Genomic DNA, 25290 nt, shown 5'->3' on the forward strand with positions numbered 1-25290 from the left:
CGGCTGCAGAGCGCTGCCCCGACCACTGCGCTGCCCTGAAACAGTGCTGGTCTAGTCCAGATAGGTAACGTTGATGCGTATTGATGCAACCAAAGCGGTGACAGCCATCGGCCAGGTCCTGCAGGAGCAGATCGCCCACGGTCTGTTGGCCCCCGGCAGCAAGCTGCCGGCCGAGCGCAAGCTCAGCGAGTTGTTCGCCACCACCCGCATCACCGTGCGCGAGGCCTTGCTGCAATTGGAGGCCCAGGGGCAGATCTACCGCGAGGAGCGCCGGGGCTGGTTCGTTTCGCCGCCGCGGCTGGCCTACAACCTGATGCAGCGCAGTCACTTCCACGCCATGGTCAGTGCCCAGGGGCGAGTGCCTTCCACTGAGGTGATCTCGGCGCGCCTGCAACCGGCGTCGGCGGCGGTCTGCGCCTGGCTGCAATTACCGGCGCTGTCCAGCGTGATCCAGATCTGTCGGGCGCGGCGCATCGATGAGCGGCTGGTGCTGTATGTGGAGCACTACCTGAACCCCAAGTACTTTCCACACATTCTCGACCTGGATTTGAACCAGTCGATCACCGAGCTCTACGCCCGGCATTACGACCTGCATTACGGGCGGGTGCGCTTCGAGATCGTGCCCACCTCATTGCAGCCGGAAGCGGCGGCGGCCTTGAAGGTGTCGGTGGGCAGCCCCGGGCTGCGCATCGCCCGGGTCAACTATGACCAGCACGAGCGGCTGATCGATTGTGATCTGGAGTTCTGGCGGCATGATGCGATTCATGTCGGTGTCGACGTTCTTTAGAGGCCAATGCCGTTCGCCGGCACGCCGGCTCCTACCGGGTCATTGTTTTTCCGGGGCGCTGCCGGGGGTGATCACCTGGATGCTCATGCGCGGGGTGGCCAGGTCCAGTCCGGCTTCGTCCAGGTGGCGCTTGAGGGACAGGTTGAACGCTCGGGACACTTCCCACTGTTTGATCGGTGCGGTCTTGAAGCGGGCCCGGAGGATGGCGCTGCCGGACTCGAAGCTTTCCACGCCCTGAATCTCCAGCGGTGACCAGATATTGCGCCGTTGCAATGGGTCGGTGCGCATCTTCTGGCCGACATCGCGCATCAGCTTGATCGCGTCGTCGATCTCCATGTTGTAGGGGATCGCCACGCGGAAGATCGCGTAGCCGAACTCCCGGGAGTAGTTCTTGATGCTCTTGATCTCGCTGAACGGGATGGTGTGCACGATGCCGTCGATGTCCCGCAGGCGCACGGTGCGGATGGTCAGGCCCTCGACGGTGCCGAGGTGGCCGCCGACATCCACGTAGTCGTCGATGGCCAGGGAGTCCTCGATGATGATGAACAGGCCGGTGATCAGGTCCGCCACCAGCGACTGGGCGCCGAAACCGATGGCCAGGCCGATGACGCCGGCACCGGCCAGCAGCGGCGTGACGTTCATGCCCATGTTGGCCAGGGCGACGATGGTGGCAATGATGAAGATCGCCACGAACAGCACGTTGCGGATCAGCGGCATCATGGTTTGCGCGCGGGCATTGGCCAGGCCCTTGCGCGAGCGGGTCAGGGCGTGATGCACCGCGGTGTCGCTCAAGATCCAGATCAGCCAGGCGAAGATCAGGGTGCCGGCGAGGCTGAACAGCTTGACGCTGACTTCATGGCCGTCGCCTTCGGTGAAGCGGATCAGCGACATGCCCCAGACCCGCAGGCCCAGTTCGATGAACGCCAGCCATACCGCCAGGTGGGCAAGGGTATAGAAGAAGCTTTTCAGTCGTTCGGAATACAGCGCATGGCGTTTGTGTCCGCGTTGCGGCTTGAGGGCGTGGCGCCGCACCAGGCCGTTGATCACCATGCACAGCACCAGCAGCACGGTGCACAGCAGCGACTGACGCAGGGCGGTGCTGGTGTCGCCGGCGGAAACGAAGGTGGCGAACAGTGAAATGCCCACCAGCACCAGGGCCGGCAGATACCAGAAGGTGCCGATGATTTCGATGGTGTCGCTCAGGGCCCGGCGAGTTAGGCGCCGGGACAGTGGCTGGTTGCGGATCAGGTGGGCGATTGGCCGGCGGAAGCGCAGGATGAACACCCCGGTGGACAGCGCCGCCATCACATTGGCGAAGGTTGCCGCGGTATGGGCCAGGTGCTGGCCGAGGCTGGCCACCATGCGCGGGTCGCTCAGGGCCTCGCCGAAAGCGGCGAAGCTGCCGATCCACCACAGCGGGCGGAAGGCCTGGCGGCGCAGGATGTACAGCGCGCGATGACGGTGCGGGCCATCGAGCACGGAAAACGCCACCACACAGATCGCCGAGAAGCAGGTGCCCACCACCAGCGCGTAGGCCAGGACCATGGCCAGGTCCTTGCCCAGCGAGGAGGGCAGGGAATAGGTCAGGTACACGGTGATCAGCAGGGCGATCAGCCAGGGGCCGAGCTTGCGCAGGGCGAAACGCAGCAAGTCCCAGGTCTTGGGGTGCTGGGGCAGTTCGTCGGTGAGGCCAAAACGCAGGCGCACCCGGTGGCTGAGCCAGATCAAGGCCGCCGCCAACAGGCTCCAGACCATGAGGATCAAGGCAAAGGCAAAGATGATCGGCAGCCATTGGCTGGCCGGCAGCATCAGTGCCGAAAGCTCCTCCTTGGCCTGGTCGAACTCGTCGGACCAGCGGGTCACCGGGCTGTCGGCGCCGGAGAATTGTTTTTCCAGGTTCGACAAGGTGCCGCCGATCAGACCGAGCACGCCTTCTTCGGGAGTGGGTTGGGCTTTTTTCGTGGCGTCCCGCAGCTTCTTCAGGTCCGCCAGCAGCTTGGCTCGCTGCTGGTCGTTCTCCAGGGACTTGATCACCTCATCCAGGGATTGCCCCAAGGGTTCCTCGGCCTGGGGCTGCGCCTTGGTCTGGTTGCCCAGCAGGCCGGGCAGGCCCACCGCCTGAGCGCTGCCCAGCGGCAGCAGGGTCAGCAGGCAGACAAGTACATAGCAGGGCAGGGCGAAAAGACGAGCAAACACTGGGCGGTCAACCTCGCAGACAAACGGATCGACCGAGTGTACGAGGCCACCAAATTCAATGCGAGGGCAGGCGCTGCATTTATTCCGCGAGCTTGGCCAGGATCTTGTAGACCACGGTGCCGAGAATCAGCAGCATGCCGACCCACATGCTGAACACCCCGAGGTTCTTGTCCCGGAAGTTGAAGCCGATGGCCAACAGGATCATGCCCGTGAGAATCGGGATGAGCATGGAATGGAACGAAGACATCGAGATCATGGCGACGGCCTTGTCAGAAAAGGTACTCATGAGTCTAGGTCGCTTTGTCGCGACCTGGGTTGATGTGCATCAGAAGCCGGCGGGCGTGGAGGTACACGCCCGCCGCTTGCCTCATGGCAGTTCGCGGCTGGCGTAGAAGGCGCTCAGCACCTTCACTAGGTGGGCCAGGTCATGGCTGCCGCACAGTTCGCGGATCGAATGCATGGCGAAAGTCGGCAGGCCGATATCCACGGTGCGTACCCCCAGGTGGCTGGCGGTGATCGGGCCGATGGTCGAGCCGCAGCCCATGTCGCTGCGCACCACGAAGCTCTGCACCGGCACTTCTTCGGCCATGCACAGGTGACGGAAGAAACCGGCGGTTTCGCTGTTGGTGGCGTAACGCTGATTGCTGTTGACCTTGATCACGGGGCCGGCATTGAGTTTCGGGCCGTGGTTGGCGTCGTGCTTGTCGGCGTAGTTGGGGTGCACGCCGTGGGCGTTGTCGGCGGACACCAGCAGCGATTTCTGGATGGTGCGCACGAACTCGTCGCCTTCGGGCAGCAGGCGGCGCAAGGTCTGTTCGAGCATCGGACCGTCGGCGCCGCAGGCCGAGCAGGAGCCGACTTCTTCGTGGTCGTTGCACACCAGCACGCAGGTTTCTTCGCTGTCGGCGTTCAACAGGGCCTGCAGTCCGGCGTAGCAGGACAGCAGGTTGTCCAGGCGCGCACCGGCAATGAAATCACCGTGCAGGCCGATCACTGCGGCGCTCTGGGTGTCGTAGAAACTCAACTCGTAGTCCAGCACCACGTCGGCGTTCAGGCCGTGTTCCCGAGCCAGCTGGTCGGTGAGTACCGCACGGAAATCCACGCGCTCGTCGCCAGCGAACTGGGCCAGGATCGGCGGCAGTTCATTCTGCGCATTGATCGCCCAGCCTTGATTGGCTTCGCGGTTGAGGTGAATGGCCAGGTTGGGAATGATCGCGATCGGCGCCTTGAAATCGATCAGTTGGCTTTCCACCTTGCCGTCGCGGCGGAAGGTCACGCGGCCGGCCAGGGACAGATCACGATCGAACCAGGGAGCCAGCAGCGCACCGCCATAGACTTCCACGCCCAGCTGCCAGAAGCCCTGGCGCTGCAGCTCCGGCTGGGGCTTGACCCGCAGGCACGGACTGTCGGTGTGCGCGCCCACCAGGCGGATGCCGCCTTGCAACGGCGAGTGCCGCCCCAGCTTGAAGGCGACGATGGAGGAGTCGTTACGGGTGACGTAGTAGCGACCGTTGGCCTCGGTGGTCCATGGCTCGCGCTCGTCGAGGCGTTGATAACCGGCCGCTTCCAGACGTTGAACAAGGCTGGCAGTGGCATGGAAAGGGGTAGGGGAGGCCTTGAGGAAGTCGATCAGGCCTTGGTTCAACTCTTCGCGCATAAATAGCTCCAGACAGCAGTGGCGCGAGTTTAACGTATTGGATCGTGGCGATGGGCAAGAGCGTTTGAAGCTGGTTGCCCATTGACAGCAGAACCCACGTCAATGGGGGGTTGACGCCAACTGCTCGCGCAGATAGTTCAGGATGGCCTGTTGATCTTCCTGGCTGGTCGGTTTGGGCAACACCTTCGGCCAGGAGCCACTGTCGAGATTCAGTAGTCGTTGTTGTTTTTGCGGATCCCAGCGTCCGATATCCCTGGAGGCGTTTTTCCACCACTCGTGCCTACAGGCCAAGTGATAAGGATTGCTGGACAATTCGTTTCCATAGTGCAGGTCCCGGGCAATCCTTTTCAGTTCGCCGTCAAGTTTGCGTAGGCGCCACTTAATTTGAATTTGTTTCCGCAGCGATGGCTCGGGCACCTGGCGTGGAACCTCTCGAGATAGCGAGATCAGTTCAGAGCGATAGTCTTCGCCGTAAAGTGCGAAAAAGCGCGCCTGCATCGTGTGGAAGAAACGCTTTTTGGCAAAGTAGTGATAGACGTACTTCTTGGTTTCTTGCACGGGCTTGTCACGCATTGCAAATGACAAAGCAATCTGTTCGATCGTGTGGATATCGAATGGGGCCTGGGTCCACTCGTCGATAAAGCCGATGGACTTTTCCAGCAGTGGTGTATCGCTATCGGTCAGTCCGCACAGGCCACTGTTGTAGAGCTTGAAATCGCTGTCAGGCTGTACGCCATGCGTTTGCAAGCATGCGCCAAGCTTGAGGTAGTTCTGACGCGTGCTCACATCTCGCCAATGGTATTCAAACTCGTCCATCAAGTAGTTCTGAGGACTGATCTTTTTCAGCAGCAAATGAGGGTTTTTCAGAAAGAGTGTGTCGGTGTCTGCGAAAAGGGTTTTTTCCGCGAGTTTAAGCCCAGCGGCCATAGCACAGGCTTTGCGCCGATGGTGATAGCCGTTCTGGCCTTGCCACTGGTGCAGGATTTCCTCGTTCAACGCGACGATATCTACTGGCCAGCCAACATAATCCTGGGGGCGGTCGGTCATTATCCTGATGCACAGCGACTCTCCGTTATTCAACAGGCTAAGTGCCGTGAGGATGCTGAATTTGACTTCGCGCCGATAAACCTCGTGGTTACCGTAAACCAGGTAGAGCAGTTGCTCTGGGGTTTTTACCAGGGAGTGCGGGGCAAGTGCTGCTATGCACGACATCGGTCAAGTGTCCTTACTGAGGGCGCGGGCTGATCAGGTGGTTATCAAAACGGCGCAGGGCATTCGAAGCGCAGGCGCTCACCGGTCTGGGGGTGGGTGAAGCTGAGCATGCTTGCGTGCAGGCACAGGCGTGGCCAGGCAGCCAGGGCTTGCGGGTGGGCGTAGAGGCCGTCGCCCAGCAGCGGATGGCCGATGGACAGCATATGCACCCGCAGTTGGTGGGAGCGTCCGGTGATCGGCGTCAGTTCGACCCGGCACCAGTCGCCGCAACGCTCCAGCACGCGCCAGAAGGTCAGGGCGTGTTTGCCGAATTCGTGATCCACCACGTGCCGCGGTTTGGTTGGCGGGTCATAGCGCAAGGGCAGGTCGATGCTGCCGCTGTCCAGTTCCGGCTGGCCCCAGCACAGGGCGGTGTAGGCTTTTTCGGTTTCACGGTCATGAAACTGCCGCGACAGCTCGCGATGAGTGTCCGGGTCCCGGGCCAGGAGAATGATGCCTGAGGTTTCCCAATCCAGCCGGTGGACGATCCGAGCTTCGGGGTAGCCGTTTTCTTGCAGGCGGGTGATCAGGCAGTCCTTGTTGTCATCGGCGCGACCAGGGACTGAAAGCAGCAGGGTGGGTTTGTTCACCACCAGGACGGCGGCGTCCTGATGCAGGATGTGGATATTCGACAACGGCATTAAAACAGCCTCGTAACAAACGCCAACGGCGGCTCGCCGACCCCATTCAATGCATGAGGCCTGCGAGCCGCCGTGGCTCCTGGCGGATCAATCAGCGATCAGGCAGGGTGATATTGAGTTCCAGGATCGAGCAACTGCCCTGGTTTTCCAGAGCGACGTGCACGTCGTCGGACCCGATATTGACGTACTTGCGGATCACTTCCACCAGTTCCTTCTGCAAGGCGGGCAAGTAATCAGGGGTGCTGCGCTGGCCGCGTTCATGCGCCACGATGATCTGTAGACGCTCTTTCGCTACCGACGCGGTGCTGACCTTTTTGCTGGCACGAAAGAAGTCAAAAAGATTCATTATCTACCTCCAAACAGGCGCTCGAAGAATCCCTTCTTCTCGACATCAAGGAACCGATGTTCCACGGTTTTGCCCAGCAGACGATCGACCGCGTCGCTGTAGGCCTGGCCCGCATCGCTCTGGTCGTCGAGAATCACCGGCACGCCCTGGTTGGAAGCCTTGAGCACCGCCTGGGATTCGGGAATCACGCCCAGCAGGGTTACTGCGAGAATTTCTTTGACGTCTTCAACGCCGAGCATTTCGCCATTGCTGACGCGCTCCGGGTTGTAACGGGTCAGCAGCAGGTGCTCCTTGATCGCATCTTCGCCCTTCTCGGCGCGACGGGACTTGCTGGCCAGCAGGCCGAGCATACGGTCGGAGTCACGCACCGAAGACACTTCAGGGTTGGTCACGACAATCGCTTCGTCGGCGAAGTACATGGCCAAGTGGGCGCCTTTCTCGATACCTGCAGGCGAGTCGCAGACCACGAACTCGAAGGTTTCCTTGAGTTCCATCAGGACTTTTTCCACGCCTTCGAGGGTCAGTGCGTCCTTGTCGCGGGTCTGGCTGGCGGCCAGCACGTAGAGGTTTTCCAGGCGCTTGTCTTTGATCAGGGCTTGCTGCAGGTTGGCTTCGCCGTTCACCACGTTGACGAAGTCATACACCACGCGACGCTCGCAGCCCATGATCAGGTCGAGGTTACGCAGGCCGACGTCGAAGTCGACGATGACTGTTTTGTGACCACGCAGAGCGAGGCCGGTACCGATAGCGGCGCTGGTGGTGGTTTTACCCACGCCACCCTTGCCGGATGTAACCACGAGAATCTTGGCCAAGGTGTTTCACCCCTAAGGAAAAAGGACTTTTAGCCCCTGAAAAACATCTCTTGAAAACTACTGCAGTCGGACAGCCTTGGCTGGAGCTCGGTCAGCGGCAGGATTTATCGTCGATAAACACTGCTGATTGCCAATTTCCTACTTCGTTTGAGCCGTAATCGCTACGTTTTAGAGATGCTTGGAAAATGCGGCAGTATCCGTTAAAGACGTGTGATGTTCAACACGTCACCCGACAGGCTGACCTGGACTCCAGAGCCCCACAGAGGGTCGCGTCGCAGGTCCTCGGAAACCTTGTACTGACCGGCGATGGAGATCAGTTCAGCGCTCAATTGCTGACAGAAAATCCGTGCCTTGGTGTCACCTTTGACGCCAGCCAGGGCCCGGCCGCGCATCGGGCCGTATACATGGATATTGCCATCGGCGAGAAGTTCCGCTCCGGGGCTGACCGAGGACACCACCACCAGATCGCCACCTTGGGCATAAATCTGCTGCCCGCCGCGTACTGGCGAAGTGATGATGCGGGTCGGTTTGACCGTGGGCTCCGGCGGCTTTTCCGGCACTTTCTTGATTTCGCTCTCCGGCGGTTCAAGTGGCCGTTCCCGGGCACCGGAAGGCGGCAGCACCGGCAGGTCGACGGCAATCGCCGCGGCAATGTCTTCTATGCGACTGGCACGAATGGCCAGGGTGCGCAGGCCGTGGTGGCGGCAGACGCGCATCAGCCCGGGCAGATCCACCGAGCCCTCGGCGGCAGGCAGCTTGTCCAGCGCCAGCACCAGTGGCGCATTGCTGAAGAAGTTCGGGGCCTGGGCGACTTTCGCGGCCAGTTGGCGATCAAGGCCTTCAAGGTCGTTGCGGGCCAGTTCCAGCACCGTGATGGCGAGCATGCTGCCCTTTAACTGGAACACAGGATCTTGGTCTAGCGATTCGGTTTGGCTCATGGTCTGCAGAAGGCGGCTTGTCACTAAAAGTGCCGAGACTTATAACGAGATCGCCCGCGCCCCGCAAGCCAGGTCGAACCGATGTAGAATGCGCGGCCTTGTTGTCTGTCCCGGAATCTGTAATGGATCGCCCGCGTTTTCGAGCTGCATTCTTGTCTCCACGTTTCTGGCCGCTGTGGCTGGGACTTGGCGTGTTATGGCTGATTGTCCAGCTGCCCTATCCCGTGCTCCTGCAAATCGGTCGCGCCCTGGGGGCGTTGATGTACCGGGTGGCCGGTGACCGGCGGGCGATTGCCCAGCGCAACCTGGAACTGTGCTTCCCGGAAAAGTCCGCCGCAGAGCGCAAGCGCCTGCTCAAGGAAAACTTCGCATCCACCGGGATCGCCTTCTTCGAAATGGCCATGAGCTGGTGGTGGTCCAAGCCGCGCCTGGCGCGCCTGGCCCATGTCGAAGGGCTGGAATACCTGAAACAGGCCCAGCGTGACGGTCATGGGGTGATTCTCATGGCCCTGCACTTCACCACGCTGGAGATCGGCGCGGCGCTGCTGGGCCAGCAGCACACCATCGATGGCATGTACCGCGAACACAAGAACCCGTTGTTCGACTTCATTCAGCGCCGTGGTCGTGAACGGCATAACCTGGACTCGCTGGCCGTCGAGCGTGAAGACGTGCGGGGCATGCTCAAGCTGCTGCGGGCCGGCCGGGCGATCTGGTACGCGCCGGATCAGGACTATGGCGTCAAGCAGAGCCTGTTTGTGCCGTTGTTCGGCATCCAGGCCGCGACCGTTACCGCCACCAGCAAGTTCGCGCGCCTGGGCAAGGCCCTGGTGGTGCCTTTCACCCAGGAGCGTCTGGCCGACGGCAGTGGCTACCGCCTGGTGATTCATGCGCCGCTGACGGATTTCCCTGGCGCCACGGAAGAAGAGGATTGCCTGCGGATCAATCAGTGGGTGGAAACGGCCTTGCGCGCCTGCCCCGAGCAGTACCTCTGGGCCCATCGGCGCTTCAAGAGCCGGCCGCCGGGCGAGCCCAAGCTCTACACGAAGCGCCGTTGAGCTTACGGGTACTGATCGGAGTCTTGTGCGCCATGGATGGAGTGAATTGATGAGTGCGGCGGAACCGGTCACCGGTTTGATTCTTTCTGGTGGTGGCGCCCGGGCGGCCTATCAGGTGGGCGTGCTGGCGGCGATTGCCGAATTGATCGGGCCGGGGGCGCGCAATCCGTTTCCGGTGATTGTCGGCACCTCGGCCGGGGCTATCAATGCGGTCAGCCTGGCCAGCGGCGCCACGGATTTTTCCGCGGCCATCAAGCGTCTCACGGCGTTCTGGAGCAGCTTTCGCAGTGATCAGGTAATGCGCAGCGATTGGCCCGGGGTGATTCGTCAGGCCAGTCGCTTTGTCGGTCACAGTCTGCTGGGGCTTGGTGCTCAGGTGCCGGTGGCGCTGATCAACAATTCGCCGTTGCGTGACCTGCTCAACCAGCACATGCACCTTTCGGGCATCCATCAGGCGATTGCCCAGGGGCAGTTGCACGCGGTGGCGGTAACGGCTTTCGGTTATGAATCCGGACAGGCGGTGACCTTCTATCAAGGGGGTGGGGTCATCAATCCCTGGTTGCGCCACCGGCGGATCGGCATTCCGACCCAGCTTACGGTGGATCACCTGCTGGCCAGTGCGGCCATTCCCCTGCTGTTCGCTCCAGTCAAGCTCGACCAGGAGTACTTCGGCGATGGCGCCGTGCGCCAGTCGGCGCCCATCAGTCCGGCCTTGCACCTGGGAGCCAGCCGCGTGCTGGTGGTGGGGGTCAGTGGCAACCCGCGGGGCAACGATCCGGACACTTCACAGCAGCGCACTTACACCGGGCAGCAGCCGACCCTGGCGCAGATCGGCGGTCATATGCTCAACAGCACCTTCATTGACAGCCTGGAAAGCGATATCGAACTGCTGGAGCGACTCAATCATTTCAGTCGCCTGTTGCCGGGCAGCGCAGCGGATCGCGGCCTGGGCATTGCGCCTGTGGAAGTGCTGGTGATTGCCCCGAGCCAACCGATCGACGAAATCGCGGCGCGGCACCGGCAGGAGTTGCCGGCGGCGTTGCGCCTGTTCTTGCGCGGGCCGGGGGCGACCCGCACCAGCGGTGCCGGGGTCCTGAGCTATTTGTTGTTCGAGGCGGCGTATTGCAGCGAGCTGATCGAGCTGGGGCGCAGCGATGCCTTGGCCAAAGGGGAGGAGTTGGCGCGGTTTCTGGGGCTCAATGGCCTCGCGGGCCAGCCCGCTCCTACAGAACCTGCGCCGTAGGAGCGGGCTAGCCCGCGAAGAGCGATGCACGCCGTCAACCGAACGCCCCCTAAGGCTGCGTACGGCGTCGGCAGCTTGTCCTGCGATCAGAAGTGGTACTTGACCAACAGGCTGGCGGTGTCCTGGTTGGTCTCGAAGTTGCGCGAATCCTCGATACCGTACTTGTTCTTCCAGTAGTCGTACTCGAAACCGACGTACAACTGCTTGGCGCCCCAGTTCAGCGCCTTGCCCAGGTCGTACTTGACCTGCGGGTTGAAGTGCAGGTTGGCGTGGTAGGTGCCTTTGGTGTTCTGGTCGTTATCGACCACCCAGTCCATGTAGCCGTCGATCAGGATGTCCGAGCGGCCCACGGGAATGGTGTACGACCAGACCGGGGTGATCTGCCAGACGTTGTCGCCCGGGCGGCTGCCTTCGGTGTGGCGCTGATAGAAGTTCAGCTGGAAGTAGTCGAAGCCGGGCACGGCCAGGTCGAAACCGGGACCGATCAGGTATGACTCGTTATCGCCCTCGCCGAACTCGTAGGTGAAGGCCAGCAGCACGTCCTTGATCGGGCCGAACTCCAGTTTCTGATCGAAGATCTTGCCGAACGACAGGCGCGGGCTGAATTCGCCGTAGTAAGTGTCCGGGCCGACGTTGCCGTCTTCCTTGCCGTTGTAGAAGATCCGGTCGAGGAAGAAGAAGTTGTCGCCGTATTTCCAGGCGTCGGCATGTTCGAAGGTCACCGTCTGTTGAATCTGTGGGTTGACCTCGAAGTTCTTGCCATACAGGTAAGTCAGGCTGTTGTTCTGCCACTGCAACAGGTCGCCAGCCACGGCCTGTCCCCCCACCAGCGCGCTGGCGGCCAACATCAGGCTCTTGCACATCGGTTTCATTCGGTTGCTCCCAAAGTAGGTAGTTCCACGTTTTTTTATGGCTCGGCGCTCTGGTGTGGCGCCTTTTATCGTTACTGTAAAAAACCATCCGATCGGTCAGCTTTGTTGCTGATAGCAAGAGCTGAGCCAAGGCCGACAAAAAGCAAAAAACTCCCGGTCGGCTGTAGCGATACAGTCGAACGAGAGTGTTTTCGCGATATTTTCGGGCGCCTTGTTACCTGTCCAGGCCGGGATAAGTTGGCTCTTGGGTCAGGTTTTTCATCCGGGCTTTTTTTTAGAGCGGATTTGCGCGGCCGCGGAGAATACTGGCTCCCACCGCAGGGCTCAAGTGCTCCGCAACAGCGCACTTGCAGCCACTTTGGGGCAGGCATGGCGCTCATCTCAGCGAGGTGCCGGTGATGAGAGGTGAAGCAGCAACGCATACGCCCCGCCCTCAGGGGCACAACTGATGGCCACGAGTGGTTTTGCGGCGGACGTGATTCGGGCCGGTGCAGGCTGCATGGCGGGCTCCCTGTTTATTTTTATTTTCAAGGCGCGGCGTTGTTGGGTGGTTGGGCAGTGCTCGGTGCATGGCTGACGATCACTGCGCTCATGCCTGAGCGGTGACCCACGAATGGGAGGGGGGCGCCGATGCGGCGCCCAAGCCAGGCCTTAATGCTGATGAGCTTGTTCAGCGGTGCTGATGGCTCGCTCGGTGCCGCCAAGGATGTTGAACAGCAGGTTCAGCAGCAGCGCGCTCAAGGTCGCCATGGCGATACCGCTGTGGGTGATGGGGCTCATCCACAGTGGCAGGTGGGCAAAGAACTCTGGACGCACCACGGGAATCAGGCCCATGCCGATGCTCACCGCCACCAGCAGTTGATTGCGCCGGTCGCCAATATCGGCTTCCTGGAGGATCTTGATCCCGGTGGCGGCCACCATGCCGAACATGGCGATGGCCGCCCCGCCCAGGACCGCCGGTGGAATCGAGGCCACCAGGAAGGCGGCCTTGGGCAGCAGGCTGAGAACGATCAGCAGAGCGCCGGCGACAATGGTCACCGAGCGGCAGCGCACCCCGGTCATCTGCACCAGGCCGATGTTCTGGGCGAACGAGGAGTGGGTGAAGGTGTTGAGGAAACCGGCGAAGAACGAGGCGCCGGCATCACACAGCAGGCCGCGGCGCAGCATGCGCGGGGTGACCTCCTGGCCGGTGATCTTGCCCAGGGCGAGGAACATCCCGGTGGATTCGACAAAGATGATCACCACCACCAGGCACATCGACAGGATAGGCGCCAGATGGAACTGCGGCATGCCGAAGTGCAGCGGTGTGACGACCTGCAGCCAGGGCGCCTGGGCCATGCCGCTGAGGTCGACCATGCCGATCATGCCGCACAGCACGTAGCCCAGGCCCATGCCGATCAGCACGGAAATGTTCACCCAGAATCCACGCATGAAGCGATGAATCAGCAGGATGGTGCCCAGCACCAGTGCGGCGATGGTCAGGTAGATGGGCGAACCGAACTGCGCGGTACTGCTGCCACCGCCGGCCCAGTTCACCGCCACCGGAAACAGTGACAGGCCGATCGAGGTGATCACCGTGCCGGTGACCAGGGGCGGGAAGAAGCGCACCACCTTGGACATGAAGGGCGCAATCAGCATGCCGAAGAAGCCTGCGGCAATGGTGGCGCCAAAGATGCCCTGCATGCCGATGCCGGGCATCCCGGCCATGGCCACCATGCTGCCCACGGCGGCGAAACTGGCGCCCATCATCACTGGCATGCGAATGCCCATGGGGCCGATGCCCATCGACTGGACGATGGTGGCGATTCCGGCGACCAGCAGGTCGGCGTTGATCAGGAAGGCGATTTCTTCACGACTCAGGCCGGCGGCTTGTCCGATGATCAGCGGAACCGCAATTGCACCGCCATACATCAGCAGAACGTGTTGCAGACCCACCAGGATCAGTTGCAGGAAGGGCAAGCGCACAATGGCGGGCGCAGCGGGGACGCACTGTTCGGATGAATCGGACATGCAACACCTCGAATCTTTTTATTCTTGTGATTTAACCGCTGCGTCTTGGTGCGCAGCGGGTTTGTAGCAGGCGAATCCTGGACGGCTGACGGCAATCAAGCCCGCCCCTACAGAAAAATCCGGTTCTGTAGGAGCGAGCTTGCTCGCGAAGCAGCCTGGGTGCAGGCACTGATCAGTGGGTCTGGGCCCCCTGGGCAATCCAGGCGCCGATCAGTTCACGTTCCTGCTGGGTCATCTGGGTGATGTTGCCCAGCGGCATGATCTGGCTGGTCACAGCCTGGGCCTGGATACGCGCAGCTTGCAGACGGATCTGCTCCGGCGTGTCGAACATCACCCCGGCCGGCGCGGCGCTGAACAGCGGGCTGGTGGGCTTGGCCGAATGGCAGACCGCGCAACGCTCCTGAATCACGCTGTGCACCTTGTCGAAGGCCGGGCCGGCATTCGACGCCTGCGCCGGGGCGCTGGCCGCAGCGGGCGCCGCTGGCGCTGGTGCAGGCTGAGCTTCGGCCGAGGTGGCCGGTTTGCCACCCAGGGCGGTTTCCGGCAATGGCTGGAACTGGGTCTGGGCAGGGGCCTTGGCCACTTCCGGGGCGCTGGGTGCTGGCGTCGGGCCGGTCACATAGGCCAGGCAGATCATGCCCAGCGCCGCCACGGGCAGGGTCCAGGCGAACTTGTGGCTGTCATGCCGGGTGTTGAAGTAGTGCCGCACCAGCACTGCCAGGACCGCGATCCCGGCCAGGATCAACCAGTTGTACTGGCTGCCGTAGGTGCTCGGGAAGTGGTTGCTGATCATGATGAACAGCACGGGCAGGGTGAAGTAGTTGTTGTGACGCGAACGCAACAGGCCCTTGGCCGGCAGGGTCGGATCCGGGGTGCGGTTTTCCGCAATCGCTGCTACCAGCGCACGCTGGGCCGGCATGATGATGCGGAACACGTTGCCCACCATGATGGTGCCGATGATGGCGCCCACGTGCAGGTACGCGCCACGGCCGCTGAACACCTTGCTGAAGCCGTAGGCCGCGCCGATCAGCAGGAGGAACAGGATGAAGCCGAGCAGGGCGGGTTTCTTGCCCAGTGGCGAATCGCAGAGGAAGTCGTAGATGAACCAGCCGGCGATCAACGCGCCGATACCGATGGCCACACCTTCAGGGCCGGTCAGGCCGCTGCCGGGAGCCACCAGGTAGAGCATCGGGTTGTAGTAGAACACCAGGCACAGCAGGGCAATCCCCGACATCCAGGTGAAGTAGGCTTCCCACTTGAACCAGTGCAGGTTCTCCGGCATCGAGGGAGGGGCCAGCTTGTATTTTTCCAGGTGATAGATACCGCCGCCGTGAATCGCCCAGAGGTCGCCGGACAGGCCGTCCTTGGGGTTGACGCGATTGAGGTTGTTCTCCAGCCAGACAAAGTAGAACGATGCGCCGATCCAGGCCACACCAGTGATCATATGTACCCAACGCACGCTCAGGTTGAGCCATTCCAACAGATGTGCTTCCACAGTCTTTACCTCTTGCCTGTCACCCTTGTTGTCGAGTGATCAGACCTTCTCTTATTGGTGGGGGGCGAGGATCAAACGCTCATCCTCTTTGAAGAAATGCTCATCGCAGTTATTGCCTTTGCCACTGCGATCAACCACCAGGAAGTCATCCCGCTTTTCGATCGTCAGCACCGGGTGGTGCCAGACGCCGCGATGGTAATTGATGCCCTGCCTGCCATTGCTGACGAAGGCGCGGACCAAGCCTGATACAGGTTCATCGCCAAGTGGCGCGACCACGATCAGAAAGGGGTTGCCGAGCAGCGGGATGAAGGCCTGGCTGCCCAGCGGATGGCGTTCCAGCATGCGGATGGTCAAGGGCATTTCCAGCGCATCGGCGCGGAAGATGCTGATGATCGCTTCGTCCTCCGGCTGGGCGGTTTCAACCGTCGCCAGGCGGTGGAAGCGCATGGTCGAACCATTGTTGATCATGAAGTGGTCGCTGCCGTCGGTCTCGATTACGTCACCGAAGGGGGCGAAGGCTTCTTTGCTCAGGGGTTCAATCACTAATGTGCGCATGCTGTTCTTCTTATGTTCTCTGATGAGGGTGTCGGTTCATCATCCCTGGGATCGCCGGCTCAAGAGGGGCAGGGATGCTGAGCTGCCGCTACAGGGCCTGTAAGCGGAACAAGGCGATCTTGTTGATCTCGGCCAGCGCGCATTTGAACTCTGTATCCACGGCGTTGTGGATGCGGGTTTCGAACGCGGCGAGGATCTGGTGCCGGTTGCTGCCCTTCACCGCCATGATGAAGGGAAACTTGAACTTGGCCTTGTAGGCATCGTTCAACTCGGTGAAACGCTGGAACTCTTCGGCGGTGCATTGGTGAATGCCGGCACCGGCCTGTTCGTTGGTGCTGGCCTCGGTCAACTGGCCCTGGACGGCGGCTTTGCCGGCCAGGTCCGGGTGAGCGTTGATCAGTGCCAGTTGGGCGGCGTGATCGGCACTCAAGAGGATATCGCTCATGCGCTGGTGCAGGCCTTCGATCTGGTCGACGGAGGCGTCGAGGCCCAGGTCGTAGGCTTTTTCAGCCACCCACGGCGAATGCTCGTAGATGTCGGCGAAGGCCTTGACGAAGGCTTCGCGGCTCAGGGTCGAGGGCTTGAGGCTCTGGAAGGCAGTCATTTCGTCGCTCCCTGGTAAGGATGGGTCTGTTGCCAGTGGCGGGCGATGTCGACGCGGCGGGTGAACCATACCTGTTCATGGCCTTTGGCGTACTCGATGAAACGCTTGAGCGAAGCCAGGCGTGCAGGGCGGCCGATCAGGCGGCAGTGCAGGCCGATGGAAAGCATCTTCGGCGCTTCGGCACCTTCGGCGTAGAGCACGTCGAAAGCGTCTTTGAGGTAGTGGAAGAAGTCGTCGCCCTTGTTGAAACCCTGCACCTGGGTGAAGCGCATGTCGTTGGTGTCCAGGGTGTAAGGGATCACCAGGTGAGGCTTGCCGGTGGGATTGTTGGGTTCCCAGTAGGGCAGGTCATCGTCGTAGGTATCGCAGTCGTAGAGGAAACCGCCTTCCTCCATCACCAGGCGCCGGGTGTTCGGGCCGGTGCGGCCGGTGTACCAGCCCAGGGGGCGCTCACCGGTGATCTCGGTGAGGATACGGATGGCTTCGAGCATGTGCTCGCGTTCCTGGGCCTCGTCCATGTACTGGTAGTCGATCCAGCGGTAGCCGTGGCTGCAGATCTCGTGGCCGGCCTTGACCATGGCGCGGATCACGTCCGGGTGGCGCTGGGCGGCCATGGCCACGGCGAAGATGGTCAGCGGAATGTCGAATTCCTTGAACAGCTTGAGAATCCGCCAGACGCCGGCGCGGCTGCCGTATTCGTACAGCGATTCCATGCTCATGTTGCGCTCGCCCTGGAGTGGCTGCGCCGAAACCATTTCCGAAAGGAAGGCTTCCGATTCCTTGTCGCCATGAAGGATGTTGCGCTCGCCGCCTTCTTCGTAATTGAGCACGAAGGACAGGGCGATTCGGGCATTGCCCGGCCAGTGAGGATGAGGAGGGTTGGAGCCGTAACCGATCAGGTCGCGAGGGTAGTCAGCGCTCACTGCAGTCTTCCTTCTTGTTCGTGATAACGGTGGCGTGGCGGAACCTGAAGCCGGGAAGCCAGGTGGGCGTCACTGCGATGGAGCGATTGTATACAAGTTTATATTCAGTTTGTAAGCCCGTTTTTTTGCATTTTTCCGCTTTTGTCGCGATGCATCCCGCTTGCAAGAAACTTGCCCGGTTGGTCAGCTTATGCCTGGAAAGTCGTCTGCCGCTGAGGTTTAGAGGGCCATTCGCAGGTTGCCGGGGATGGCCCCGATTGTCGGCAGATTTGTGATTATTATTGTGTACAATTTTTTTGAAAAATGTCTTAATCGGAACCTCTCCGCAGCCTTTCCACTGCTGAAACGCCGCGGTCCCCTTTCAATCACTGACTCCGGGAGGCGCGAGGCCTGCTCACTCAATGGGCGACAGGCACGCAGAATCAATGGGACGTTTGACTACACATGTTTTGGATGCCGCACATGGCTGCCCCGGCAGCGCTATCAAGGTCGAGCTGTATCGGGTCGAGGGCGCGCAGCTGGAACTGGTCGCCAGCACCCTGACCAACAGCGATGGTCGCTGCGACAGTCCTTTGCTGCAGGGCGAAGACTACCGTTCCGGGGTCTACCAGCTGCAGTTCCATGCCGGTGACTACTACCGCGCCCGAGGCGTGCAACTGCCGCAGCCGGCCTTTCTGGATGTCGTGGTGCTGCGTTTTGGCATCAGTGCCGAGCAGGAGCACTACCACGTGCCGCTGTTGATCTCGCCTTACAGCTATTCGACCTACAGAGGAAGCTAGGACTACCCCCAAGAATCCTGCGCAAATAGCTTCTTTTGGTCCTTGCCCGCTCACACTGCGGGCTTTTTTTCGTCCCGCAGAAGGTGCTTGCCGGTTCAGGCGGCCATGGGATGGCTGGCACAAACCCTGTCAACAACTTGGCAGGGATGTGGCTCTGGCAGCGCTGAACAGCCGCCAGGTTCATCCGGTTCTCTGCATGCACAAAAGCCCCATCCGGCGGGATGGGGCAGGTGAGGCCGGGGCAACTTACAAGAAAATGAACTTGGCGATGAAGATCGCGCACAGCACATACAGGCTGATGGAGATTTCCCTGTGCTTGCCGGTTCCGGCCTTCAGCACCACATAGGTGATGAAGCCCAGGGCAATGCCGTCGGCAACGGAGAAGGTCAGGGGCATCATGATTGCGGTGACGATGGCCGGAATACTGTCGGTGGCTTCGTCCCAGTTGATATGGGCCATGCCGCCCATCATCAGCATCGCGACATAGATCAGGGCGCCGGCGGTGGCGTAGGCGGGGATCATGCCCGCCAGCGGCGCGAAGAACATGGCGGCGATAAACAGCACGCCCACGGTGACGGCGGTCAGGCCGGTGCGCCCGCCGGCCGCCACTCCAGCGGCACTTTCCACGTAACTGGTCACCGGCGGTACACCGACCACGGCACCAAAGACGCTGGAGGCGCTGTCCGCCTTGAGGGCTCGGGAAAGGTTCTCGATCTTGCCGTCCGGGTTGACCAGGCCGGCACGCTGCGCCACGCCCATCAGGGTGCCGGCGGTGTCGAACATGTGCACGAAAAGGAAGGCCAGGACCACGCTGATCATGCTGACGTTGAATACTCCGGCGATATCCATGGCCATCCAGGTGGGTGCCAGGCTCGGTGGGGTGGAGAGAATACCGTTGTAGTGCACCAGGTCCATGCCCCAGCCGGCCAGGGTCACGGCGATGATGCTGATCAGGATCGCGCCGAACACCCGGTGGTAGCTGAGCACCGCAATCATCAGAAAGCAGATGGCCGCCAGCAGCGGGCCGGGTTCGCGCAGGGAGCCGAGCTTGATCAGGGTCGCTGGGCTATCGACGATGATGCCAGCGGTTTTCAGGCCGATCAGGCCGAGAAACAGGCCAACCCCGGCGCCCATGGCATAGCGCAGGCTCACCGGAATGCTGTTGAGCAGCCATTCACGGACCCTGGACAGGGTCAGGATCATGAACAGCACCCCGGAAATGAACACGGCGCCCAGGGCCGTTTCCCAGTGGTAGCCCATGGTGCCGACCACGGTGTAGGTGAAAAAGGCATTCAGGCCCATGCCTGGGGCCAGGCCCACCGGCCAGTTGGCGTACAGGCCCATCAACAGGCAGCCCAGGGCGGCGGCGATGCAAGTGGCGACGAAGGCGGCGCCATGATCGATACCGGCGTCGGCCATGATGTTGGGGTTGACGAAGATGATGTAGGCCATGGTGATGAAGGTTGTCAGACCGGCAATCAGCTCGGTCTTCACCGTGGTGCCGTGCAACCTGAGTTTGAAGATGCGTTCCAGCCAGCCGCTGTTCAGCGAGGGCGAGAGGTCCAGCGGAGAGGCTTCGGATTTGCGGCTTTCCACAGCGAGTACTCCTCAAGAGTTTTATTGTTTTTTCCAGAACCGGGCATCAGAGGGTGGGCGGCGGCTCTTTGAGGCAGGCAGGGCTTGTGGGGATTGTTGACTTTTAGGTCAAGAACTCACACGGGCGAATTATGCTTTTGTATACAAAGAAAGCAAATAATGTTTTTGCTTTTGTGTGCGAAAAATCTGAGGGCGCGGCTATATGCCGGCCCCTGCTTATGCCTTGGGGTCGACTGCCGTGTGTGCGGTGGACGCCGCCCGAGCGGGCGGCGAGGGCGGGCAGGTCAGTGGTCTGCGGTTTTTCCGGCCAGGGCCTGGTTCACCGCCAGCCAGCCGTCGACGGCGTTTTCTCCAGCTTCGCTGAAGGCGCGCTGCAGCAGCTTGACCTGCTCGCGGCGCAAGGATTGTTCGAAACGCGCACCATCGGCGCTCAACTGCAGCAGGCGTTTTCGTTTGTCGCTGTCCGGGGCAACGCTGTCCACCAGGTGCATTTCCATGAGTTGGCGCAACGGCGTGTTCAACGCCTGCTTGCTCACACCCAGCAGGTTGAGCAGTTCTTTCACGCTCAGGCCCGGGTAGCGCGCAATGAAGAACACGATGCGTTGGTGCACGCGACTCAGGCCGCGGCGTTCGAGCATTTCGTCGGCCTTGGCAGTGAAGGCTTGATAGCCAAAGAAGAAGGCCTCCATGGCGGCTTGTTGCGAGGTCTGGTTTTTAAGGTCAAGCATATTGACGTATCTGCGAGAGTCGGCGTAATTTCGGTCAAGCAGTTTGACGTATTTTCTCCCTCCTTCGCTAGCGGTGATCTCCATGGCTTTCTCCGAACGTGTATCGCGCCTCAAAAGCTCCCTGATCCGTGAAATCCTGGCAGCGGCCCAGCGCCCGGAAGTGATGTCGTTCGCTGGAGGCCTGCCGGCCGAAGTGATGCTGCCCAAGGTGCAGTGGCAAGATATGCCGCTGTCCATGGGGCAGTACGGCATGAGTGAAGGCGAGCCGCAGTTGCGCGAGGCCCTGGCCGCCGAGGCGCGCAAGCTGGGGGTGCCCTGTGAGGCGGGTCAGGTCCTGGTGGTCAGCGGCTCCCAGCAGACCCTCGATCTGGCGGCCAAGCTCTACATCGACAAGGGCACGCGGATCATGCTGGAGGCCCCGACCTACCTGGCGGCCCTGCAGATCTTCCAGCTGTTCGGTGCCGACTGCCTGACGGTGCCTCTGGAGGCTGACGGTCCGGACCTGGCGCAGATGCGCGCCGGCCTGGAACAGCATCGTCCGGCGTTCGTCTACCTGATTCCGACCTTCCAGAATCCGTCGGGCGTGCGCTACAGCCAGGGCAAGCGCGCAGCCGTGGCGGCGTTGCTGGACGAGTTCGGGGTCACCCTGATCGAGGACGAGCCCTATCGCGAGCTGACTTTCGATGCTGGCAGCGCCACGCCGATTGTCAGTCGTCTGCAGAAGGCCAGCTGGATCTATACCGGCACGGTGTCGAAAACCCTGCTCCCGGGATTGCGGGTCGGCTACCTGATTGCCAGCCCGGATCTGTTCCCCCATCTGCTGCGTCTGAAACAGTCGGCTGACCTGCACACCAACCGCGTCGGCCAGTGGCAGGCCATGCAATGGATCGGCAGCCAGCAGTACCAGCAGCACCTGGATGAGCTGCGCAGTTTCTACCGCCAGCGCCGGGATGCTTTCCAGGCGGCCTTGCATGGCCATTTCGCCGATCTGGCGGATTGGCAGGTGCCCGAGGGCGGTCTGTTTTTCTGGTTGAGCTTGAAACAGCCCCTGGATACCCGCACGTTGCTCAAGTCGGCGTTGGAGCAGGACGTGACTTTTATGCCCGGCGAACCGTTCTTCACTGAACCGGAGCGCAATCTTGGGCATCTGCGGCTGAATTTCAGCCATATCGATCCGGCGCGGCTGGACGAAGGCCTCAAGCGGCTGGCCACCGTGATACGTCAAGCACAGGCTGCACAGGCAGCCTAAGGGGAGGGCCATGTACAAGGTTTACGGCGATTACCGTTCGGGCAACTGCTACAAGATCAAGCTGATGCTCAATCTGCTGGGGCTGCCTTATGAATGGCAGGCGGTGGACATTCTCGGAGGCGATACCCAGACCGAGGCTTTCCTGGCGAAAAATCCCAACGGCAAGATCCCGGTGTTGGAGCTGGAGGACGGCACCTGCCTGTGGGAGTCCAACGCGATTCTCAACTTTCTCGCCGATGGCAGCGAGTTCCTGCCCAGCGAACCGCGCCTGCGTACCCAGGTTCTGCAATGGCAATTCTTCGAGCAATACAGCCATGAGCCCTATATCGCCGTGGCGCGTTTTATCCAAGTCTATGAAGGCTTGCCCGAAGCGCGCCGGGAGGAATACCTGAAGTTGCACAAGCGCGGCTACAAGGCACTGGATGTGATGGAAAAGCAGTTGAGCCGCACGCCCTACCTGGTGGGCGAGCACTATTCCATTGCCGATATCGCGCTCTATGCCTACACCCATGTGGCCCATGAAGGCGGCTTCGACCTGGCCCGATACCCGGGCATCCAGGCCTGGATCCAGCGAGTGCAGAGCCATCCGCGGCATGTCGGGATGTTCGATTGAGCGGATTTTTCGAGGGGGCAACTGACCCGGGACGGCATCGTCCCGGGCAGTGGCTTCAGGCCGCCGAGAAACGCTGGTTCAGGTAGTCGATGATCACCTTGGATTCATACATCCAGGTGGTCTGGCCGTTCTCTTCGATCCGCAGGCACGGCACCTTGATCTTGCCGCCCTGTTCCAGCAGGGTCTGGCGATCCTGCTCGTTGTTCTTGGCGTCACGCAGGGCCACCGGTACGTTCAGGCGGTGCAGGGTGCGGCGGGTCTTCACGCAGAACGGGCAGGCGTGGAACTGATACAGGGTCAGGCCCTTGGCCGCCGCATCGACGCTCGCCTGAGCGGCAGCTGTGCGCTGTTGCTTGCGCGGGCGGGTGATGAAGTCGATGAAAATGATGAGTTGACCCAGGCCGACTCGCAGCGCTTTGACGATCACGGTATTGCCTCTTGCCCATGAATGAAGGGGCGGCAGCTTACCTGATTTTGCCGGGCGAAAAAAAACCGGCGATCATCGCCGGTTTTTTTACTTGCAGCCTGTTACTTGATCAGGCTGAGGAACTCGCTGCGGGTAGCGGCATTCTCGCGGAACTCGCCCAGCATCACCGACGTGATCATCGACGAGTTCTGCTTCTCCACACCGCGCATCATCATGCACATGTGCTTGGCCTCGATCACCACGGCAACGCCCAGGGCACCGGTCACTTGCTGAACGGCGTCGGCGATCTGCCGGCTGAGGTTTTCCTGGATCTGCAGGCGACGGGCATACATGTCGACGATGCGCGCTACTTTCGACAGTCCCAGGACCTTGCCGCTGGGAATGTAGGCGACGTGCGCCTTGCCGATAAACGGCAGCAGGTGGTGTTCGCACAGCGAGTAGAGCTCGATGTCCTTGACCAGCACCATTTCGCTGTTGTCGGAGCTGAACAAGGCACCGTTGGTGACCTCTTCCAGGGTTTGGGCATAACCGCGGCAAAGGTACTGCATGGCTTTGGCGGCACGCTTGGGCGTGTCGAGCAGGCCCTCGCGGGAGACGTCCTCGCCCAATTGGCCGAGGATCGCGGTGTAATTCTGTTCCAGGGACATGAAACTACCTGTGGGATTTTACGCAAAGGGCAAGGGTACGGTGGCGGACCCGACGCTGCAAGCGTGATGCAGCGGCTTTATTCGTCACGGCCTTCCATCATGGTGCGTTTGAGCATCACGTAAAGTGCACCGGTGCCGCCGTGTTTGGCCTGGCACGAGGTGAAGCCCAACACCTGGGGATGCTGGCGCAACCAGGTGTTGACGTGGCTCTTGATCATCGGGCGCTTGCCGTCCAGACGCACGGCCTTGCCGTGGGTGACCCGTACACAGCGGATTTCGAATTTGGTGGCTTCAGCGAGAAATGCCCAGAGGGTTTCCCGGGCCTTTTCCACGGTCATGCCGTGCAGGTCGAGGCTGCCTTCGAAAGGGATCTGGCCGATTTTCAGCTTGCGCATCTGGCTTTCCTGAACCCCGTCGCGGGCCCACATCAGCTCATCTTCCGGCCCCACATCGATGACGAACTGATCGGACAGCCCATCCACCGTGGTGGTTTCGCTGCGCACGGTGGCGGCCTGGCGCAGCTTGGCGATCTGCGCGCGGTCAGCCTTGGGTTTGCCTGTGTCGGCACGGTCGTGCTTGATCGGCTTGACGCCGCGGATCTCGTTTTTGAACAGGGAAAAATCGTCGTCTTGCATGTCAGCCTCCGCGAAGGGCGGCTAGTTTACCCAACTCGGTACGCCTTCAGGCGTGCAAATCGCGCCCAGATGCGTCAGTCGTGTTTTTTCATCAGGTGTGGCGCCATGTTCAGCGCCAGGGGCTGACGCATGCGCCGCCGGCAACGCCGCCACAGGCGAACCCCGACATACAGCAGTAACAGGCCAACCGCCAGAATCACCGCCGACCCCGCCGGGCTGGCATTGAGTTCTCCCAGCGCCGGAGCGCGGCCCAGCAGGCTGGCCGCACCCGCCATCGCCAGCAGTACGCCGAATGTCGCCAGCAATGCGGAGAATCCCGCCCCCAGGCGCAATCGCCAGTTTCGCGGGCTTTTGGGCCGCAACCGGCGTGCGTCAAAACCATCGGATATCTTCATTCCGACCTTCCTCAATGGGTATCGGCCCTTCGACCGGGAGTTGACCGGGTGGTTCCTGAGGCTAAGGCAATTGCTGCAAATGCGAGGCGTTTATGGATGAGCGGCCCGCCAGCCGCTCACCAGGGCTGATCAGATCAGGCTTGCGGTCTGGGCGAGGGTGGCGAAGTTGTCGGCCATGATCGCCATTTCGGTCTGCTGAACATGCTCGGCACTGAGGATGCCGCCCTTGTAGGGCAGGTCGCGGGTGGCGCAGGCGTCTTCCACCAGGGTGCAACGGAAACCCAGGTTCTTCGCAGCCCGCACGGTGGTGCTGACGCTGGAATGGCTCATGAAGCCGGCGACGATCAGGTCCAGGGAGCCCAGATCCTGCAGGCGTTTTTCCAGTTCGGTGCCGTGGAAGGCGCTGGGCAGCAGCTTGCCGATGATGGTTTCGTCGCCTTGCGGCTCAAGCCCGGGGATGAATTCGCCGCGTTCGCCCTGGGGGTCGAACAGGCCGCCGACGGTGCCGAGATGGCGCACGTGCACGATGGGCCGGCCGGCAGCGCGGGCTGCAGCCAGCAGTTGACCGATGTTGGCCACTGCCTTGTCCATGCCGGACAGGGCCAGGGGACCGCTGAGGTACTCTTTTTGGGCGTCGATGATCACAAGGGTCGCGTGGCTCAAATTGGCCGCTGCATAACCACGACCGCTGAGTTGAAACATCGTCTTTGGAACGGACATTCTGGGGCTCCTGTGAGTGGGGCTTTTGCGACATTGTCCTCTGGCAGAGCGCTTCTGTGAATCGCTACTAACGTAAGGTGCGCCGTTGTTGGCCTGCAGCCTTGTCAAGAGGGGCA

27 protein-coding genes are annotated in these 25290 nt (G+C 61.3%); 6 read left to right on the forward strand and 21 right to left on the reverse strand.

Annotation, left to right across the window (positions count from 1 at the left end; translation table 11 throughout):
- Positions 1-73 precede the first annotated feature (73 nt).
- Positions 74-787 carry a UTRA domain-containing protein gene (locus tag GGI48_RS24025; protein WP_060844334.1) on the forward strand — a complete coding sequence of 238 codons (714 nt, stop codon included), beginning with the start codon at positions 74-76 and terminating at the stop codon, positions 785-787.
- Between the two features lie 39 nt (positions 788-826).
- On the opposite strand, the gene GGI48_RS24030 is transcribed toward GGI48_RS24025, so the two are convergent.
- From GGI48_RS24030 to minC, 8 genes are all read right to left on the reverse strand, one after another.
- Positions 827-2983, reverse strand: coding sequence for a mechanosensitive ion channel family protein (locus tag GGI48_RS24030; protein WP_016963879.1), 2157 nt, complete (start codon positions 2981-2983; stop codon positions 827-829).
- 79 nt (positions 2984-3062) lie between these two features.
- Positions 3063-3269, reverse strand: a complete 207-nt coding sequence (locus GGI48_RS24035; RefSeq protein WP_016963878.1) for a hypothetical protein — start codon at positions 3267-3269, stop codon at positions 3063-3065.
- An 81-nt stretch (positions 3270-3350) separates the two neighbouring features.
- Positions 3351-4640, reverse strand: a complete 1290-nt coding sequence (locus GGI48_RS24040; RefSeq protein ID WP_016963877.1) for a M18 family aminopeptidase — start codon at positions 4638-4640, stop codon at positions 3351-3353.
- A gap of 99 nt (positions 4641-4739) precedes the next feature.
- Entirely contained in the window at positions 4740-5852 is a 1113-nt protein-coding gene (locus GGI48_RS24045; RefSeq protein ID WP_179600348.1) for a hypothetical protein, read from the reverse strand.
- 44 nt (positions 5853-5896) lie between these two features.
- Positions 5897-6532: an RluA family pseudouridine synthase gene (locus GGI48_RS24050; RefSeq protein ID WP_016963876.1), complete on the reverse strand. Its 636-nt coding sequence runs from the start codon at positions 6530-6532 to the stop codon at positions 5897-5899.
- Between the two features lie 91 nt (positions 6533-6623).
- Positions 6624-6878 carry a cell division topological specificity factor MinE gene (gene minE, locus GGI48_RS24055; RefSeq protein WP_007898843.1) on the reverse strand — a complete coding sequence of 85 codons (255 nt, stop codon included), beginning with the start codon at positions 6876-6878 and terminating at the stop codon, positions 6624-6626.
- Entirely contained in the window at positions 6878-7690 is an 813-nt protein-coding gene (gene minD / locus GGI48_RS24060; protein WP_011062650.1) for a septum site-determining protein MinD, read from the reverse strand. The genes minE and minD overlap by 1 nt, the downstream gene beginning before the upstream one ends.
- 200 nt (positions 7691-7890) lie before the next feature.
- Positions 7891-8628, reverse strand: coding sequence for a septum site-determining protein MinC (gene minC, locus GGI48_RS24065; protein ID WP_016963875.1), 738 nt, complete (start codon positions 8626-8628; stop codon positions 7891-7893).
- Positions 8629-8750: 122 nt separating this feature from the next.
- On the opposite strand from minC, the gene GGI48_RS24070 reads away from it, so the two are divergent.
- Positions 8751-9683: a lipid A biosynthesis lauroyl acyltransferase gene (locus GGI48_RS24070; RefSeq protein WP_179600350.1), complete on the forward strand. Its 933-nt coding sequence runs from the start codon at positions 8751-8753 to the stop codon at positions 9681-9683.
- Between the two features lie 49 nt (positions 9684-9732).
- On the forward strand, positions 9733-10926 hold the full coding sequence (locus GGI48_RS24075; RefSeq protein ID WP_179600352.1) for a patatin-like phospholipase family protein: 1194 nt from the start codon (positions 9733-9735) through the stop codon (positions 10924-10926).
- An 86-nt stretch (positions 10927-11012) separates the two neighbouring features.
- Here the strand turns inward: GGI48_RS24075 and GGI48_RS24080 are convergent, their stop codons facing one another.
- The 6 genes from GGI48_RS24080 to puuE all read right to left on the reverse strand — a co-directional run bounded on the left by GGI48_RS24080 (position 11013) and on the right by puuE (position 17385).
- Positions 11013-11798 (reverse strand): outer membrane protein OmpK, encoded by a 786-nt coding sequence (locus GGI48_RS24080; protein WP_179600354.1) that lies wholly within the window; start codon positions 11796-11798, stop codon positions 11013-11015.
- A 651-nt stretch (positions 11799-12449) separates the two neighbouring features.
- Complete coding sequence (locus GGI48_RS24085; protein WP_179600356.1) at positions 12450-13808, reverse strand: nucleobase:cation symporter-2 family protein; 1359 nt, start codon at positions 13806-13808, stop codon at positions 12450-12452.
- A gap of 172 nt (positions 13809-13980) precedes the next feature.
- Complete coding sequence (locus tag GGI48_RS24090) at positions 13981-15303, reverse strand: urate hydroxylase PuuD (protein ID WP_016962792.1); 1323 nt, start codon at positions 15301-15303, stop codon at positions 13981-13983.
- A gap of 51 nt (positions 15304-15354) precedes the next feature.
- Positions 15355-15858: an ureidoglycolate lyase gene (locus tag GGI48_RS24095; RefSeq protein WP_016962791.1), complete on the reverse strand. Its 504-nt coding sequence runs from the start codon at positions 15856-15858 to the stop codon at positions 15355-15357.
- 88 nt (positions 15859-15946) lie between these two features.
- On the reverse strand, positions 15947-16462 hold the full coding sequence (uraD, locus tag GGI48_RS24100) for a 2-oxo-4-hydroxy-4-carboxy-5-ureidoimidazoline decarboxylase (protein ID WP_016962790.1): 516 nt from the start codon (positions 16460-16462) through the stop codon (positions 15947-15949).
- Positions 16459-17385 (reverse strand): allantoinase PuuE, encoded by a 927-nt coding sequence (puuE, locus tag GGI48_RS24105; RefSeq protein ID WP_016962789.1) that lies wholly within the window; start codon positions 17383-17385, stop codon positions 16459-16461. The genes uraD and puuE overlap by 4 nt, the downstream gene beginning before the upstream one ends.
- Before the next feature lie 425 nt (positions 17386-17810).
- On the opposite strand from puuE, the gene uraH reads away from it, so the two are divergent.
- The gene (gene uraH, locus GGI48_RS24110; protein WP_016962788.1) at positions 17811-18164 is read left to right on the forward strand and encodes a hydroxyisourate hydrolase; all 354 of its coding nucleotides are present in this window, start codon (positions 17811-17813) and stop codon (positions 18162-18164) included.
- 246 nt (positions 18165-18410) lie between these two features.
- On the opposite strand, the gene GGI48_RS24115 is transcribed toward uraH, so the two are convergent.
- Entirely contained in the window at positions 18411-19760 is a 1350-nt protein-coding gene (locus GGI48_RS24115) for an NCS2 family permease (RefSeq protein ID WP_179600358.1), read from the reverse strand.
- Positions 19761-20044: 284 nt separating this feature from the next.
- Entirely contained in the window at positions 20045-20488 is a 444-nt protein-coding gene (locus GGI48_RS24120) for a MarR family transcriptional regulator (protein WP_179600360.1), read from the reverse strand.
- An 82-nt stretch (positions 20489-20570) separates the two neighbouring features.
- On the opposite strand from GGI48_RS24120, the gene GGI48_RS24125 reads away from it, so the two are divergent.
- Both GGI48_RS24125 and GGI48_RS24130 read left to right on the forward strand, forming a co-directional pair.
- Positions 20571-21737 carry a PLP-dependent aminotransferase family protein gene (locus GGI48_RS24125; RefSeq protein ID WP_179600362.1) on the forward strand — a complete coding sequence of 389 codons (1167 nt, stop codon included), beginning with the start codon at positions 20571-20573 and terminating at the stop codon, positions 21735-21737.
- Between the two features lie 10 nt (positions 21738-21747).
- Complete coding sequence (locus GGI48_RS24130; RefSeq protein ID WP_016962785.1) at positions 21748-22350, forward strand: glutathione S-transferase family protein; 603 nt, start codon at positions 21748-21750, stop codon at positions 22348-22350.
- A gap of 55 nt (positions 22351-22405) precedes the next feature.
- Here GGI48_RS24130 and GGI48_RS24135 read toward each other — a convergent pair whose 3' ends face one another.
- The 5 genes from GGI48_RS24135 to GGI48_RS24155 form a co-directional block, all read right to left on the reverse strand.
- Complete coding sequence (locus tag GGI48_RS24135; RefSeq protein ID WP_047305584.1) at positions 22406-22777, reverse strand: glutathione S-transferase N-terminal domain-containing protein; 372 nt, start codon at positions 22775-22777, stop codon at positions 22406-22408.
- Between the two features lie 101 nt (positions 22778-22878).
- Positions 22879-23424 (reverse strand): GTP cyclohydrolase I FolE, encoded by a 546-nt coding sequence (gene folE, locus GGI48_RS24140; protein WP_011062625.1) that lies wholly within the window; start codon positions 23422-23424, stop codon positions 22879-22881.
- Between the two features lie 77 nt (positions 23425-23501).
- Positions 23502-24059 carry a Smr/MutS family protein gene (locus GGI48_RS24145; protein ID WP_103739899.1) on the reverse strand — a complete coding sequence of 186 codons (558 nt, stop codon included), beginning with the start codon at positions 24057-24059 and terminating at the stop codon, positions 23502-23504.
- Between the two features lie 74 nt (positions 24060-24133).
- Entirely contained in the window at positions 24134-24454 is a 321-nt protein-coding gene (locus GGI48_RS24150) for a hypothetical protein (protein ID WP_016962782.1), read from the reverse strand.
- A gap of 129 nt (positions 24455-24583) precedes the next feature.
- Positions 24584-25174, reverse strand: a complete 591-nt coding sequence (locus GGI48_RS24155; RefSeq protein ID WP_016962781.1) for a cysteine hydrolase family protein — start codon at positions 25172-25174, stop codon at positions 24584-24586.
- Between the last annotated feature and the right edge of the window lie 116 nt (positions 25175-25290).

The organism is Pseudomonas protegens (assembly GCF_013407925.2).
Lineage (GTDB): Bacteria > Pseudomonadota > Gammaproteobacteria > Pseudomonadales > Pseudomonadaceae > Aquipseudomonas > Aquipseudomonas fluorescens_AP.

What these genes read in the sequence shown, in the direction of transcription:
- GGI48_RS24145 (WP_103739899.1), bottom strand. Translation starts at nt 24,059, where the DNA reads ATGCAAGACGACGATTTTTCCCTGTTCAAAAACGAGATCCGCGGCGTC.
- GGI48_RS24085 (WP_179600356.1), bottom strand. Translation starts at nt 13,808, where the DNA reads ATGTCCGATTCATCCGAACAGTGCGTCCCCGCTGCGCCCGCCATTGTG.
- GGI48_RS24025 (WP_060844334.1), top strand. Translation starts at nt 74, where the DNA reads ATGCGTATTGATGCAACCAAAGCGGTGACAGCCATCGGCCAGGTCCTG.
- GGI48_RS24155 (WP_016962781.1), bottom strand. Translation starts at nt 25,174, where the DNA reads ATGTCCGTTCCAAAGACGATGTTTCAACTCAGCGGTCGTGGTTATGCA.
- uraH (WP_016962788.1), top strand. Translation starts at nt 17,811, where the DNA reads ATGGGACGTTTGACTACACATGTTTTGGATGCCGCACATGGCTGCCCC.
- GGI48_RS24150 (WP_016962782.1), bottom strand. Translation starts at nt 24,454, where the DNA reads ATGAAGATATCCGATGGTTTTGACGCACGCCGGTTGCGGCCCAAAAGC.
- GGI48_RS24035 (WP_016963878.1), bottom strand. Translation starts at nt 3,269, where the DNA reads ATGAGTACCTTTTCTGACAAGGCCGTCGCCATGATCTCGATGTCTTCG.
- GGI48_RS24070 (WP_179600350.1), top strand. Translation starts at nt 8,751, where the DNA reads ATGGATCGCCCGCGTTTTCGAGCTGCATTCTTGTCTCCACGTTTCTGG.
- GGI48_RS24040 (WP_016963877.1), bottom strand. Translation starts at nt 4,640, where the DNA reads ATGCGCGAAGAGTTGAACCAAGGCCTGATCGACTTCCTCAAGGCCTCC.
- GGI48_RS24125 (WP_179600362.1), top strand. Translation starts at nt 20,571, where the DNA reads ATGGCTTTCTCCGAACGTGTATCGCGCCTCAAAAGCTCCCTGATCCGT.
- GGI48_RS24095 (WP_016962791.1), bottom strand. Translation starts at nt 15,858, where the DNA reads ATGCGCACATTAGTGATTGAACCCCTGAGCAAAGAAGCCTTCGCCCCC.
- GGI48_RS24050 (WP_016963876.1), bottom strand. Translation starts at nt 6,532, where the DNA reads ATGCCGTTGTCGAATATCCACATCCTGCATCAGGACGCCGCCGTCCTG.
- GGI48_RS24120 (WP_179600360.1), bottom strand. Translation starts at nt 20,488, where the DNA reads ATGCTTGACCTTAAAAACCAGACCTCGCAACAAGCCGCCATGGAGGCC.
- minC (WP_016963875.1), bottom strand. Translation starts at nt 8,628, where the DNA reads ATGAGCCAAACCGAATCGCTAGACCAAGATCCTGTGTTCCAGTTAAAG.
- GGI48_RS24080 (WP_179600354.1), bottom strand. Translation starts at nt 11,798, where the DNA reads ATGAAACCGATGTGCAAGAGCCTGATGTTGGCCGCCAGCGCGCTGGTG.
- folE (WP_011062625.1), bottom strand. Translation starts at nt 23,424, where the DNA reads ATGTCCCTGGAACAGAATTACACCGCGATCCTCGGCCAATTGGGCGAG.
- minE (WP_007898843.1), bottom strand. Translation starts at nt 6,878, where the DNA reads ATGAATCTTTTTGACTTCTTTCGTGCCAGCAAAAAGGTCAGCACCGCG.
- GGI48_RS24130 (WP_016962785.1), top strand. Translation starts at nt 21,748, where the DNA reads ATGTACAAGGTTTACGGCGATTACCGTTCGGGCAACTGCTACAAGATC.
- uraD (WP_016962790.1), bottom strand. Translation starts at nt 16,462, where the DNA reads ATGACTGCCTTCCAGAGCCTCAAGCCCTCGACCCTGAGCCGCGAAGCC.
- GGI48_RS24045 (WP_179600348.1), bottom strand. Translation starts at nt 5,852, where the DNA reads ATGTCGTGCATAGCAGCACTTGCCCCGCACTCCCTGGTAAAAACCCCA.
- GGI48_RS24075 (WP_179600352.1), top strand. Translation starts at nt 9,733, where the DNA reads ATGAGTGCGGCGGAACCGGTCACCGGTTTGATTCTTTCTGGTGGTGGC.